This window comes from Nonomuraea monospora, assembly GCF_039531895.1.
Taxonomy (GTDB): domain Bacteria; phylum Actinomycetota; class Actinomycetes; order Streptosporangiales; family Streptosporangiaceae; genus Nonomuraea; species Nonomuraea monospora.
In genome coordinates this window covers 46,017-59,697 of sequence record NZ_BAAAQX010000034.1, presented here as the reverse complement: position 1 = coordinate 59,697, position 13,681 = coordinate 46,017, and the positions used below count along the sequence as shown (strand labels likewise).

Here is a 13,681-nt window from a genome sequence, read left to right as displayed (position 1 = left end):
GTGGTGGTCTCGGTGGTGGTCCTGGCGGTGGTCCGGGGCGGCGGTCTGGGCGATGGTCCTGGCGGTGGTCCGGGGCGGTGGTCCGGGCGGCGGCCCGGCGGTGGCCTGGTGCTTCAGACGGCCAGGTGGCGGCGTACCGACTCGTACAGGGCGTGCGTCTCGGGGCTGGGGGTCATGCCGAGGACGGCGTCCAGCTCCCTGCGGCAGGTCTCGTACTGGGCGAGCGCCTTGTGCGGCTGGTTCTGGCGGGCGTGGCAGCGCATGAGCAGGCGGTGGGTCTGCTCGCGGCAGGAGTCCCTCGCCAGGACCTGCCGGCAGGTGTCGACGCACTTCGCGTACGCGCCCGCCTCCAGGTAGAGGACGGCCAGGCCGTCGAGCAGATCGACGTGCGCCGCGCTCAGCCGCTCCCGCTCCGGCACCACCCAGTCCAGGTACGGGGCGTCCTCCAGCAGGTCGCCCTCGTACAGCGCCCTGGCCGCCTCGTGCCGGGCGATGGCCTCCTCCCGCCGGTCCTCCTCCGCCCTCAGCCGGGTCGCCGTGGCGCAGCCGCCGGTGAACGCCTCGATGTCCAGCCAGATCGACAGCTCGGGGGACAGGGCGTAGGTCTCCCGTTCGTACACGATGAGCTGCCTGCCGGGGGAGACCTTGCGGAGGTCGGCGCGCAGGGCGTGCATGGTGGCGTTCAGGCGGTTGCGGGCGGCGTTCTCGGGGACGCCTGGCCAGATGGCGTCTATGACGGCGTCTCGGCGGATGGGCTTGGGGTGGGACAGGAGGAGGTACATCAGGACGGATCTGCCCAGCTTGCCCGACCACCCGACCACCGGCTGGCCGTCCACCCGGATCCGGAAGGTGCCCAGCAGCCAGGCCTCGACGTCGGCACGGGCACCTCCGCCGTCCCCGCTGTGCCCGTCGCGCTCGTGCGGCGCCGCGCCGGGTGCCAGGGCCGTGACCGGGGCGGTGATGTGTGGCAGGGCGGCGGCGTGCGGTGGGGCGGTGCTGTGCGCTGGGGCGGTGGTGTGCGGCGGGGCGGGGGTGTGTGGCGGGATGGTGGTGTGCGGTGAGGTGCCGGGCTGGGCCGAGGCGGTGGACTGGGCCGAGATGCCGGGCTGGGGCGAGGTGGTGGGCTGGGCTGAGGTGGTGGCCTCCAGCGCCTGCAGCAGCAGCACCATGCGCTTACGAGCCGACCGCGCCCGCACAGCCCGCCGCATGAGCCGCAGCGCGTGCCGAATCCTCTCCCCGTCCCCCTGCCCCGCCGCCAGCTCGTGCGCACGCCGCCCGTACCGAAGCGCCTCCTTCAACTCCCCGGTGACGAGCGCGGCCCTGGCTCGCCGCCACGCCTCGTGAGAGTCCCCCAGAACTTCCGCCTCCACCCCCGCCTCCTCACCGAGGTCCGTCTCTGCCAGCAGTTCGGCCACCAGCTCCCGGTCCCCGGCCCGGCGCGACAGCTCCACCGCCTCCCGCGCGGCGTGCGCTCCCACCAGCTCTCCCGCCACCACCGCCAGCCGCTGGCGAAAGGCAGGGGACCGATCGGGCCGCAGGGCACAGAGCGCGGTGGACCAGAACGGCAGCATCCGGTACCAGCCACCGGCGAGCGGCTCCCACCAGGGCTCCTTGTCGGGCTCACGCAGCGCGGGCCGCAGCGCGGACAGGTCGTCGTGCGCGTACCCGAGCCGCGCCGCCAGCCCCAGCGCCTGCAGCCGCGCGGGCTCGGCGTCCCGCAGCAGCCACAACGTGACAGCGGCGACGAGCGAGGCCAGCCCGTCGGCACGCATGACACACTCACCGATCCCGCCACCGCCGCCGAGCCCAGCGCGCCCGCTGAACACGCCACTGCTGCCGAGCTCTCGGCCGCGCGCCGAGGCAGCTCGCAGCACCGAGTCGATGACCGCCGACCGCCCTCCCGTCACGGCCACCAGCCGGTCGACGACGTCCCGTCCCAGCGGGCAGTCCAGCTCCCCGGCCGCCGCGACCGCCGCGTCAGACGACACCGCCAGCCCCCGGTCGCCCGCGCACGGCGACAGGACGACCTCGCTGGCGGCCAGCGCCGGTGACGGGCCGCCGAGTTCGGTGGTGTCCGCGAGCGGCTGCTGGATGACCACGGTCCCGGCCGGCTCGCTCGCCGCCGCCAGGCGCCGCAGGTCGTCGGCCCCCAGCTCGTACGGTTCCGGCCGCAGCCACCCGAGCCCCTTGCCCGCCCGCAGCAGGTCGGCGGCCAGCCGTCCCTCGACCAGGTAGCCCTCGGGGACGAGGAGGTGCAGCCGGGCCCTGTCACCGAGCCCGTCGAGCGAGAACTGCGCCGGCCACCTCAGCTCCGGCATCGGCGCGGCCACCTTGGCGAGGAGCATCGTCGCACCTCCGGGGACGGAAGGTCCGCGGAAACGATAGGCGGCGCCGCAGGGGCCGACAACAGGGGGACGGCCAGGGTTCTCCCTAGGGCGGACGGCCGGTGACATCAGGCTTACCGCCCTGGGCGGTCACCAAGTGACGCCGGGCCTGCCGCCCTCAGCCGCGAGGCTCACTCCAGCCGCTGCCCCACCCGCTCGGCGACCAGCTTTAGCGCGGCGGCACTGGCGGGCAGCACGTTCACCATGGTGAAGAACACGTGCATCTGCCCATCGAACCGCTTCAGCTCCACCGGCACCCCCGCCTGCCGCAGCCGTTCCGCGTACTCCTCGCCCTCGTCCCGCAGCACGTCGTGCTCGGCCGTCAGAATCAGGGCGGGCGGCAGGCCGGACAGGTCGGCGGCGCGCAGGGGTGAGACGTCGGGGTTGGCGCGTTGGGCAGGGTCGGGCGCGTAGTGGTCCCAGAACCAGACCATGGCGTCGCGGGTGAGCATGAGCTGGTTCTCGGGGTCCTGGTAGGAGGTCCTGTCGAGGTCGCAGTCGGTGACCGGGTAGACGAGCACCTGGAGCGCGATGGACGGGCCGTTCTCGTCCCTGGCGCGCTGGGCCACGACGGCGGACAGGTTGCCGCCGGCGCTGTCGCCCGCGACGACGATGGGCATGCCGGGCATGCGGTCGGCGACCCAGCGCAGCGCCGTGTAGGCGTCGCGGGCGGCGACCGGGTAGCGGTGCTCGGGGGCGAGCCGGTAGTCGGGCAGGACGACGGTGCAGCCGGTGCGGGCGGCCAGTTTCCTGCCCAGAGTGTCGAACTCGTCGAGCGCGCCGAGCACCCAGCCGCCGCCGTGGAAGTAGAGGATGACGCCACGCGGCGTGCCCATGGGGACCAGGACGCGGGCCGGGAAGGAGCCGCCGTCCTCGGTCGCGATGGTGGTCTCCTCGACGCGGGCCATGGCGGGGCCCTTGCCGTACAGCTCTCCGAGGAAGGTGCCGAGGGCGCGGGCCTCCGGAACGGTCATCTCGTGCAGCGGCTTGCCACCCATGTCGGCGAGCTGCTTGAGGAAATCGGTCGTCGCGTGGTCAAGGGCCATGGGACGTCACCTCACATCGGGGGGAACGACGTAGGTCAAACCCGAACGTAGGGGGCGCTGCGGAAGTTGTCGAGACCGGCGCGTGTGAAGCGAATGACCTGGGGCAACGCAACGAGGATGAAGGTGGTTACGGTCTCGTCGTGGCGGGAGCTGGACGACGCGGTCGGCGAGGCGGGGCGGTGTGACGGCGCCGGGCACGCGCATTCGACGCTGGTGTTCCGCGGGCTGGCGCGGAGCGCGTACACGCACATGTCGGGCCTGGCCCGGCTGCGTGGCGACTACGCGGCCGTCGAGTCCCACCTGATACGAAATTTCCGGAAATATGCCCACCGTCAGACGCCCGGACCGACCATCTGGGACTGGCTGGCGCTCGGCCAGCACCACGGCCTGCCCACCCGCCTGCTCGACTGGACGTTCTCCCCCCTCGTCGCCCTGCACTTCGCCACCGCCTCCTGGCCCCAGGACGACGGCGTGCTGCTCTCCATCGACTGCGCGGCCGCCCACGAGTTGCTGCCCGAGCCGCTCAGCAAGCTGCTGGCCGCCGAGGGCGCGCTGCTGTTCACCACCGAGATGCTCGCCAAGGTCGCGGCCGATCTGCCCTGCCTCGACGAGCTGGGCGGCGACCGGCCGTTCCTGACCTTCTTCGAGCCGCCGTCGCTGGACGAGCGGGTGGTCAACCAGTCGTCGGTGCTGTCGGTGCTCTCCGATCCGAGGTTCCAGCTTGAGCAGTGGCTGGAGGAGCATCCGGGGGCGGCGCGGGCCTGGCTGATCCCGTCCGAGGTCAAGGCCGAGATCAGGCAGCGGCTGGACCAGGCGAACATCACCGAGCGCGTCCTGCTGCCGGGGCTGGACGGGCTGGCCGACTGGCTGCGGCGCTACTACTCGCCCGGCTCGATCGAGGACGGGAGCGCGGGCGCGTCGATGGCGGGCCAGGAGGAACGCCACCGCCAGGACGGCCGCATGGCGGGCTGACACCCCCGGGCCCAGGTCGCGGGGGACGGACCGCGCCAGGTTACGCCCCTTCCGCGGCACCAGGACGCACGATCATCAGCACCACGACGACCGTCCACAACACGTTGTAGATCCCGGCCAGCATGGACAGGGCACGCAGCCGATCACGCTCGCCCGGCGTGGCGAGGGCGTCGCGCTGGCGCGGGTAGATCTGCACGGCCAGCAGCAAGCCCGCCGCCGCGGTGAGGACCATGGCGAGGACGACCCACACCTCGCCGGTACGGCCCTGCACGGAGGCCAGCACGATGCCGGCCGCGGGCACGACCAGCCCGGCGATGCTGTAGCCGCGGGTGATGCGGTGCAGCGCGGCGGCGACGGCGCGGCTGCGCTCCCGGCCGGGGCCGGAGCCGGTGACCGGCACGTATCGCGGGAACAGGCTGGTCGCGATGGCGGAGCCGCCTACGAACACGATGCCGGCGACCACGTGGATGGACAGCAGCAGAGACTCCACGACGTTCTCCCTTCAAAAACCAAACCTTCAGGCGAACTGAAGCTTAACATCAAACCTTCAGGTCACCTGAAGCAGAGGATGGCGCGATCTGTGGGGTAGCGGTCGTTGACGCCATGAGGCGGCGGCCAGCAGGGTGGAGGGGTGAGTCAGCGCCGCATCGTCTTCGTCGTCTACGACGCCTTCCAGTCCCTCGACCTGACCGGCCCCTACGAGGTGTTCCAGCAGGCCGGACGGCGGTCGGGCCGCTACGCGTGCGAGATCGTCGCGCCCGAGCCAGGCCCCGTCCACACGGGCAGCGGCCTGCCCGTGCACGCCGGGCACGGCATCGGCACGCTGCCGCCCGACGGGGTGGACACGCTGGTCGTGGCAGGCGGCAGCGGCGTCTACGCGGCCAGGCAGGATCCGGCGCTGGTCGGCTGGGTAGCCGAGGCGGGCGCCGCGGCCCGGCGGGTGACGTCGGTGTGCACGGGGGCGTTCCTGCTGGCCGCCGCCGGTCTGCTCGACGGCCGCAGGGTCACCACCCATTGGGCCCGCGCGCAGCGGCTGGCCGAGGAGCATCCGGCCGTGACGGTGGACAGCGAGCCGATCTTCATCAGGGACGGGCGCGTGTGGTCCTCGGCGGGCGTCACCGCCGGCATGGACCTCGCCCTCGCGCTCGTGGAGGACGACCTCGGCCAGGAGGTGGCGCTCGACGTGGCCCGCCACCTGGTGCTGTTCTTGCGCAGACCGGGCAACCAGTCACAGTTCAGCGTGGCGCTGTGGTCCGCGCAGCCGTCCACCGACCCGATCCGCGCCGCCGTGGCGGCCATCCACGCCGACCCCGGCGCGCGGCACGACATCCAGGACCTCGCCGCGCACGCCGGGCTCAGCCCGCGCCACCTGCAGCGCCGCTTCACCGCCGAGCTCGGCGTCCCGCCCGGCTCGTACGTCGAGCGGGTCCGCGTCGAGGCGGCCCAGCGCGCGCTGGCGTCCGGCGACGAACCCGTCGAGGTCATCGCCCGCCGCTGCGGCTTCGGCACCGCCGAGACGCTGCGCCGCACGTTCCACCGTCGCGTCGGCGTCGCGCCGTCCGACTACCGCGACCGATTCCACGCCAACGCCCGAGGAGGCGCCACGTGACCACGTACGGACTGCTCATCTTCGACGACGCCGAGGAGCTCGACTTCGCCGGCCCCTGGGAGGTCTTCACCCTGTCGGCGGCGCTGCGCGGCGGCGGCGACAGCGCGGTGCTGATCGCCGAGCGTGCGCCCGCGCCCGTGCGCTGCGCGAAGGGCATGCGGGTGCTGCCCGACCACGGGCTCGACGACCACCCGCCCCTGGACGTGCTGCTCGTGCCCGGCGGCGGAGGCGCCAGGAAGGTGCAGATGCACAACCCCGTCGTCACCGGCTGGGTGGCCGGGGCGGCGGAGCGGGCGAGCTGGGTGATGAGCGTGTGCACCGGCGCGTTCGTGCTGCACGCGGCCGGGCCAGCGCGCGGGCGGCGGGTGGCCACGCACTGGCAGCTCGAGGAGGAGCTGGAGGGGCGGGGGGACGTCACCGTCGTGCGGGACGCCCGGTACGTGGTGGACGGCAAGCTGCTCACCAGCCAGGGGGTCTCGGCCGGGATCGACGCCGCGCTGTGGCTCGTCGGGCGGCTGCACGGCCGCGACCACGCCCGCGCGGTGCGCAGGCAGATGCAGTACGATCCCGCGCCGCCGTACCTGGCGGACGAGCCGATCCTCGCGTGATCAGGAGAACGCGGCCCGGATCGTGTCGCCCACCTGCCGCTGAACCGGGTCGGCGCCTTCTCCGAACAGCCGCTCGTCCACGTCGGCCACCGCCGCCCGCGCCCGCTCCATCAGGCGCGCCCCCTCGGCCGTGACCTCGATGGCCGACGCCGACCCCGCGCGGGCGGTGTTGTCGCGCACCAGCCCGGCCCCGGCCAGCGCCTTCACCGCCGCGTGCACGCTCTGCACGGTGATGCCCGACATCCGCGCCAGATCGCTGAACGAGACGCCGGGCATGGCGGCGATGTGCCCGAGCAGCCCGAGCCGGCTGACCGTGAGGTCGAGCGGGGAGAGGGCGGCGTTGAGCTCGGTCTCGACCTGGCGCGCGAGCGTGAGCACCACGATGGAGGCGCTGGTGGTCGGGGGCGCGGGGCGGTCGTCGTCGGAGCTCACCAGCCAAGTCTCCACTAGGGTCTGGCGTCATGGCGAACGACGGCGGCGTGCGGGAGAAGGTGGCGTGGGTGCTGGTGCGCGATCATCGGGTGCTGATGACGCGCAGCCACGGCCGTGAGGTGTTCTACTTTCCCGGCGGGATGCGGGAGCGGGGCGAGTCCGACAGCCAGACCCTGGTCAGGGAGATCGACGAGGAGCTGCTGACGGCGATCGACGCCGGCTCGATGCGGCATTTCGGGACGTTCGAGGTGCCGGCCGGGCATCCGGAGCACGGGCCGTTCCGGATGATCTGCTACACCGCCGATCACGACGGGCCGCTGACCCCGTCGATGGAGATCGTGGAGGTGGCCTGGCTGGGGTACGCCGACCGCCACCGGGTGTCGTACGTCGACTCGCTGGTCTTCGAGGCGCTCCACGACGGCGGCCTGCTGCGCTGAGAACGGGCACTTCTCCCGTACCAGACTGATCGCTAGGCTGGCGGCACCTCGGTGCAGGGAGACGACGCGTGAGTGCTGTTGAGCCGGACGTGCCCGGTGTTGACCCCACGGTTCCCAGCGTGGCTCGCATGTACGACTACTACCTGGGCGGAAAGGACAACTTCCCCGCGGACCGGGAGGCGGCGGAGAAGATCATCGCGATCGTCCCCGAGGTGCGTGAGACGGCCCGCGACAACCGGGCCTTTCTCGGCAAGGCCGTGCGCGTCATGGCCGAGCAGGGGGTGCGGCAGTTCCTGGACCTCGGCGCCGGACTGCCCACGCAGGAGAACGTGCACCAGGTCGCGCAGCGGATCGTGCCGGATGCCCGCGTCGTCTACGTGGACAATGATCCGATCGTTCTGACGCATGCCCGCGCCCTGCTCGCCGACAACCCGCACACGCTCGCGTTATGGGGTGACATCACCGACCCGGCGGCGCTGCTGAGCGACCCGGAGCTGACCGGGCACCTGGACTTCAGCCGGCCGGTGGGGCTGCTGACGTCGGCGGTGCTGCACTTCGTGCCGGGTGACCAGCAGGCGAGCGACATCGTCAAGACGCTGCGCGCGCCGCTCGCGCCGGGCAGCCACCTGCTCATCTCGCACTTCTACGCGCCCGATACCGACGACCCGAAGGTCAGGGCGGGTCAGCAGGTCTACAGGGCGACGAAGCCGGGCGCGCTGATCGCCCGTTCGCTGCGGCAGATCGGCGCCTACTTCGACGGGCTGAGCCTGCTGGAGCCGGGCCTCGTCCCCGTCAAGTCGTGGCGGCCCGACGCGGAGCTGGACCGGCAGGTCGAGGTGGATCTCGCCGCGCCCGCGCTCGTCGGCGCGGTCGGCCGGGTGCCTTAGGGACTTCCCTAGGTCGCGCCCTGAAGACAGGGCGTGACCGGCTGCATAGTGTCGGCACCTCTCATCTCTCTGTGAAGAAGGTGCCGGGCCATGGCCACTCCCCGTGCGGAAGGCAGCGAGTTCAGCTACGTCGACAAGACCAACGGCCATCTCACGTCCTTCGCCGCCAAACCCGACGAGGCCATGGTGACGTTCGCGCCCCAGGCCCAGGCGGAGATCGACACGCTCAACCGGATCGTCGCCGACCCGGCCCTGCTGTCCGTCAGCCAGGGCTACGACCTGGAGCGGGGCTTCGCCGCCGTCTACGTCAGCCCCACCCGGATGGGCGACGTGGCCGCGCAGGCCGAGGTCACGAACTCGCTCCCGGTCATGATCGACGAGTACGGCGCGTCCAGGTACTTCCTGCCGGACGAGCTCACCGTGCAGTTCCGCCCCGGCGTCGAGGCGGCCCGCGCCGAGGAGATCATCGGGCAGCAGGGCAGCCGCGTCCTGGCGCGTCAGCGCACGCCCGGCTACTACACGGTGGCGGTGCCGGAGGGGCGCGGCCTGTTCGAGGCGATCCGCGAGCTGTCCCGGCTGGACGAGGTGGCCTTCGCCGAGCCCAGCGAGGTGGGCTTCAACAGCAAGCTGCTGTTCATCCCCGGCGACGCGGACTTCGGCAGGCTGTGGGGGATGCGCAACACCGGCCAGACGGTGAACGGCGCCGCCGGGCTCGCGGACGCCGACATCCACGCAGGCGAGGCGTGGGAGATCACCAGGGGCGACCCCGAGGTGATCCTCACCGTCATCGACACCGGCACCGCGATCACCCACCCCGACCTCGCGGCCAACATCCTGCCGCGCGGCGCGGAGGACTGGGACTTCGCCGACGCCGGCGACCCCGTCCCTGAGGACGAGGACGGCCACGGCACGCACGTCGCCGGCACCTGCGCCGCCGTGAACGACGCGGTCGGCGTCGTCGGCGTGGCGCCGCTGTGCCGCGTGATGCCGCTGCGCGTGGACCTCACGACCGGCATGAACCAGAACCGCGCCGACGCGATCAACTACGTGGCCGCCCAGGCCGGCACGCACGCCGAGCGCCGCTACGTCGTCAACTGCAGCTGGCGGATGAACGGCGACCACGCGGGCGTCAGGACCGCCATCCAGAACGCGGTGGCCGCGAACGTCGTCGTGGTCTTCGCGGCGGGCAACGCCGGCACCAACACCGACATCACCCCGCAGTTCCCCGGCGTCTACCCGGACGTGATCGCGGTGGCCGCGCTCGACCAGTCCGACCGCAAGGCCACGTTCTCCAACTTCGGCACCAACGTGGACGTCTCCGCGCCCGGCGTCAACATCTGGTCCACCTTCCCCAACGGCGGCTACGCCTTCCTCGACGGCACCTCGATGGCCTCGCCGCACGTGGCGGGGGTGGCCGCGCTCATCTGGTCGCGCAACCGCAACCTGACGAACCTCCAGGTCCGCCGGATCCTGGAGAGCACCTGCGACAACATCGACGCGACCAACGCCGGCTTCGTCGGCATGCTGGGCGGCGGGCGCGTCAACGCGATGAGCGCGGTCACCTCGCCGCTCATCTTTCCCGCCGTGATCGAGTACACCGCCGACCTGACGGGGGACAGGAAGGCCGACGTGGTCGGCTTCGGCGACGCGGGCATGTACGTCTCCAGGAACCAGGGGAACGGCCACTTCACCGGCCCGGCGCTGGCGATCGGCAACTTCGGCTACGAGGCGGGCGGCTGGCGCGTCGAGCGTCACCCGCGCTTCCTCGCGGACCTGACCGCCGACGGCCGGGCCGACGTGGTCGGGTTCGGCGACGCGGGCGTGTGGGTGTCGCGCAACAACGGCAACGCCACGTTCCAGCCGCCGCAGCTCGTGGTGCAGAACTTCGGGTACGAGGCGGGCGGCTGGCGCGTCGAGCGCCATCCGCGTTTCCTGGCGGACCTGACCGGCGACAGGCGGGCCGACATCGTCGGCTTCGGCTACGGCGGGGTGTGGACGTCCCGCAACAACGGCAACGGCACCTTCCAGGGGCCGCAGCTCGTGGTGCAGAACTTCGGTTACGACGCGGGCGGCTGGCGGGTGGAGCGGCATCCGCGTTTCCTGGCCGACCTGACCGGGGACGGCCGGGCCGACATCGTGGGGTTCGGCTACGCGGGCGTGTGGGTGTCGCTGAACAACGGCAACGGCACGTTCCAGGCGCCGCAGCTCGTCGTCGGCAACTTCGGCTACGACGCCGGCGGCTGGCGGGTCGAACGTCACCCGCGCTTCCTCGCGGACCTCACGGGTGACAAGCGGGCCGACATCGTCGGCTTCGGCGACGGCGGCGTATGGGTGTCGCTCAACAACGGCAACGGCACCTTCCAGGCGCCGCAGCTCGTCGTGCAGAACTTCGGGTACGAGGCGGGCGGCTGGCGCGTCGAACGCCATCCGCGTTTCCTGGCCGACCTGACCGGGGACGGCCGGGCCGACATCATCGGGTTCGGCTACGCCGGAGCCTGGGTGTCGCTGAACAACGGCAACGGCACGTTCCAGGCGCCGCAGCTCGCGGTCGGCAACTTCGGCTACGACGCCGGTGGCTGGCGCGTCGAGCGGCACCCGCGCTTCGTCGCCGACCTCACGGGCGACGCCCAGGCCGACATCCTCGGCTTCGGCCACGCGGGCGCGTGGGTCTCCGTCAACAGCGGCAAGGGCGCCTTCGGCAACCCCGACCTGAGGATCGGCGACTTCGGCTACGGCGCGGGCGGCTGGCGCGTGCACAAGCACCCGCGCCTGGTCGTCGGGCCGCGCTGACCCGGTGGCACCGTCGCGACGGGGCGGGCAGGCCCCGTCGCGACCCGCCTCACGACTTCGCCGTCAGGAGGCAGAACCGTTTGTCCAGCCCCGTCATCCGGAGCAGCCGGGTGATGCGTGGTTGAGCGCCGCTCAGCTTGACCGTGCCACCGGCGGCTTCGGCGGTGTTGGCGGCCCAGATCAGCGTGTTGAGCCCCGATGAGTCGCAGAAGGCGACGTCTTGCAGATCGACGATCACGGACGGCGGCCTGAGGCAGGAAAGCGCCTCGGCCAGCCCGTTGCGGAACTCCTCCTTGGAGGCCAGATCCAGGTCACCAGCAGGACGCAGGACAGCCGCGTCGTCACTCTCGGTGACCACCCAGGAGAAGCCGGTGCGGTCTGCGCTTCTCATTCAACCCCTCCGCTTTGCAACGGTTCGCACACTTATCATTGCATAGTGCAATTGAACTGGGAAGTTACACTCAGGAGCCCCCGGACAACCGACAACAGGGGCCATGGCCGTGGACGACGACGCTGAGGACCTCGACGCGGTCATCACGGCCGTGCTCGCGGGCTCCCGGCTGCTCATCTCCGTCGCCGCCCGGTCACTCGCGGCCGTCGAGGACAAGATCACCCTGCCGCAGTTCAGGATGCTGGTGCTGCTGGCCGGCCACGGCGGCGTCAACCTGGTCACCATGGCCGAGCTGCTCGACGTCAACTCCTCCACGGCCATGCGGATGGCCGACCGCCTCGGCGGCGCCGGGCTGATCGTCAGGGAGGTCAACCCGGACAACCGGCGGGAGAGCATGATGCGGCTGACCAAGGAGGGGCACCGCATCGTGGACGAGGTGATGGCCCGCCGCAGGAAGCAGATCGGCGAGATCGTCTCCCGCCTGTCCGCCACCCAGCGCCAGGCGCTGATCTCGGCCATGAACGCCTTCAACGAGGCGGGCGGCGAGTCCGCCGCGAGCCTGCCGCAGTGGCCCGGAGTCTGAGCCGCCCCCCTGAGCCGCCCCCCTGAGCCGCCCCCCTGAGCCGCCCCCCTGAGCCGCCCCCCTGAGCGCCTCAGGCGGGCCGGTAGTCGCGCAGGTAGCGGGAGACCTGGTCGGTGTAGCCGCGCCACTTCGCCGGGATGCCGTTCGCCCTCTTCAACGGCTCCACCCCGCTGCGGTAGAGCGCGGCCAGCTTCAGCGCGGGGTCGCCGGGCAGCCGCTCGATCTGCGGGCCCAGGCCGCACAGGAAACGGCCCATGGACACGATCGACAGCTCCGCGTCGAACGGGGGAGCGGGCTTCGGGCTCTGCAGGCCGCCCGGCTGCCAGTGCCACAGCACCTCGGGGGTCCACCTGGCGATGCCGTACTCGTTGCGGACGCTGTCGGACAGCAGCGGGTCGTAGCCGGACTCCGCCTTGAGCATCGCGGCGATCAGGGCGGGGCTCAGGCCCGGCTCCTCGCAGTACGTGCCCGCCTGCACGATCAGCGGGCGGTACTGGTCGGGGATGTCGGAGTCCTCGCGCAGCCATCGGGCGGTGGTGGTCTGGGGTGGTTTCAGGGTGGTGGTGGGGGCCGGGGTGCCGTCGGAGGGGCGGATGAGGGTGACGGCCGCGGTGGCGACCACCGCGACGGTCACGGCGGCGCCACCCGCGAGCACCGCACGCCGCTTGTTGCGGACGGCCCGCCCACCGGGCTCCGCAGGGTCGTCGCCCGCGGGGAGCGGTGGCGCGTCCGGCGCAGGTGGCGGCGGGGCGGGGGTGGGGGAGGTCAGGGCGGCGGCGTACGCGGCCGCGTCCTCCCACCGTCTCTCGCGATCAGGATCCAGCGCCCGCATCACCGCCACGTCCACCGCCTCAGGCACCCCGCCCCGCAACGCGCTCGGCGGCACCCGCTGCTCGGGCTTGCCCGGCACCTCCCCCGTGAGCAGGTGATACGTCAACGCCCCCAGCCCGTGCACGTCCGCCCGCGCGTCCGGCGCACCGTCGAAGTAGAGCTGCTCGGGAGCCTGGTACCCGGGCGACCCGGCAGGCAGCGTCATCCCGCTCAGATGGTCGGTGAACCGGGCGATCCCCAGGTCGGCCACCATCACCCGCTCCCCGCCCTCGGGCCGCGAGCAGAACAGCACGTTCGACGGCTTCAGGTCACGGTGGACGACCCCGATGCTGTGCAGCACGGCGACGCCCTGGCAGATCTCGCCCACCAGGCCGAGCGCCTCGGCCACGCTCATGGGCGTCCCCCGGAGCCGGTCCAGCAGGGTGCCCCTGTCGGCGTACGTCATCACGAAGTACGGGCGCCCGTCGTCCAGCTCGCCGAGGTCGAAGACCTGCACGAGCAGGTGGGAGTCGGCGCGGCGCAGCAGCCGCGCCTCCTGGAGGAACCGCTCGCGCACGTCGGCCTGCCTGGACCAGTTGTCGGCGAGGATCTTGACCGCGACCCACGAGTGCAACTCTTCGTCGCGGGCGAGGTAGACGGAGGCGAAACCGCCGACGCCGATGAGCTGCTCGATCCGGTAGCGGCCTGCGTGGGATGGAGCCGTCATTCAGC

At 72.3% G+C, this 13,681-nt stretch carries 13 protein-coding genes; 7 read left to right on the top strand and 6 right to left on the bottom strand.

The genetic code is table 11. The features are described 5' to 3' along the window. Positions 1-113 precede the first annotated feature (113 nt). On the bottom strand, positions 114-2,345 hold the full coding sequence (locus ABD331_RS44970; RefSeq protein WP_344489574.1) for an AfsR/SARP family transcriptional regulator: 2,232 nt from the start codon (positions 2,343-2,345) through the stop codon (positions 114-116). Positions 2,346-2,515: 170 nt separating this feature from the next. Then, positions 2,516-3,430 carry an alpha/beta hydrolase gene (locus tag ABD331_RS44965; protein WP_344489571.1) on the bottom strand — a complete coding sequence of 305 codons (915 nt, stop codon included), beginning with the start codon at positions 3,428-3,430 and terminating at the stop codon, positions 2,516-2,518. A gap of 117 nt (positions 3,431-3,547) precedes the next feature. On the opposite strand from ABD331_RS44965, the gene ABD331_RS44960 reads away from it, so the two are divergent. Then, positions 3,548-4,402, top strand: a complete 855-nt coding sequence (locus ABD331_RS44960; RefSeq protein WP_344489568.1) for an FRG domain-containing protein — start codon at positions 3,548-3,550, stop codon at positions 4,400-4,402. 40 nt (positions 4,403-4,442) lie between these two features. On the opposite strand, the gene ABD331_RS44955 is transcribed toward ABD331_RS44960, so the two are convergent. Next, positions 4,443-4,892, bottom strand: coding sequence for a hypothetical protein (locus tag ABD331_RS44955; protein WP_344489565.1), 450 nt, complete (start codon positions 4,890-4,892; stop codon positions 4,443-4,445). A gap of 141 nt (positions 4,893-5,033) precedes the next feature. On the opposite strand from ABD331_RS44955, the gene ABD331_RS44950 reads away from it, so the two are divergent. Further along, the gene (locus ABD331_RS44950; RefSeq protein ID WP_344489562.1) at positions 5,034-6,011 is read left to right on the top strand and encodes a GlxA family transcriptional regulator; all 978 of its coding nucleotides are present in this window, start codon (positions 5,034-5,036) and stop codon (positions 6,009-6,011) included. After that, the gene (locus ABD331_RS44945) at positions 6,008-6,619 is read left to right on the top strand and encodes a DJ-1/PfpI family protein (protein ID WP_344489559.1); all 612 of its coding nucleotides are present in this window, start codon (positions 6,008-6,010) and stop codon (positions 6,617-6,619) included. Before ABD331_RS44950 ends, ABD331_RS44945 begins: the two co-directional genes overlap by 4 nt. Here ABD331_RS44945 and ABD331_RS44940 read toward each other — a convergent pair whose 3' ends face one another. Further along, positions 6,620-7,051: a MarR family winged helix-turn-helix transcriptional regulator gene (locus ABD331_RS44940; protein ID WP_344489556.1), complete on the bottom strand. Its 432-nt coding sequence runs from the start codon at positions 7,049-7,051 to the stop codon at positions 6,620-6,622. It lies immediately after the preceding gene. Positions 7,052-7,080: 29 nt separating this feature from the next. Between ABD331_RS44940 and ABD331_RS44935 the strand changes: the two genes are divergently transcribed. The 3 genes from ABD331_RS44935 (at position 7,081) to ABD331_RS44925 (ending at position 11,165) form a co-directional block, all read left to right on the top strand. After that, complete coding sequence (locus ABD331_RS44935; protein ID WP_344489553.1) at positions 7,081-7,488, top strand: NUDIX hydrolase; 408 nt, start codon at positions 7,081-7,083, stop codon at positions 7,486-7,488. A 68-nt stretch (positions 7,489-7,556) separates the two neighbouring features. Beyond that, on the top strand, positions 7,557-8,375 hold the full coding sequence (locus ABD331_RS44930; RefSeq protein ID WP_344489550.1) for an SAM-dependent methyltransferase: 819 nt from the start codon (positions 7,557-7,559) through the stop codon (positions 8,373-8,375). A gap of 90 nt (positions 8,376-8,465) precedes the next feature. After that, a complete protein-coding gene (locus ABD331_RS44925) occupies positions 8,466-11,165 on the top strand; it encodes a S8 family serine peptidase (RefSeq protein WP_344489547.1) in 2,700 nt (899 codons plus the stop codon). A 49-nt stretch (positions 11,166-11,214) separates the two neighbouring features. Here the strand turns inward: ABD331_RS44925 and ABD331_RS44920 are convergent, their stop codons facing one another. Next, complete coding sequence (locus ABD331_RS44920; protein WP_344489545.1) at positions 11,215-11,556, bottom strand: STAS domain-containing protein; 342 nt, start codon at positions 11,554-11,556, stop codon at positions 11,215-11,217. A gap of 103 nt (positions 11,557-11,659) precedes the next feature. Here ABD331_RS44920 and ABD331_RS44915 point away from each other — a divergent pair, with 103 nt between their 5' ends. Then, positions 11,660-12,139 carry a MarR family winged helix-turn-helix transcriptional regulator gene (locus ABD331_RS44915; protein ID WP_425566205.1) on the top strand — a complete coding sequence of 160 codons (480 nt, stop codon included), beginning with the start codon at positions 11,660-11,662 and terminating at the stop codon, positions 12,137-12,139. 70 nt (positions 12,140-12,209) lie between these two features. On the opposite strand, the gene ABD331_RS44910 is transcribed toward ABD331_RS44915, so the two are convergent. After that, on the bottom strand, positions 12,210-13,676 hold the full coding sequence (locus ABD331_RS44910; protein ID WP_344489539.1) for a serine/threonine-protein kinase: 1,467 nt from the start codon (positions 13,674-13,676) through the stop codon (positions 12,210-12,212). Between the last annotated feature and the right edge of the window lie 5 nt (positions 13,677-13,681).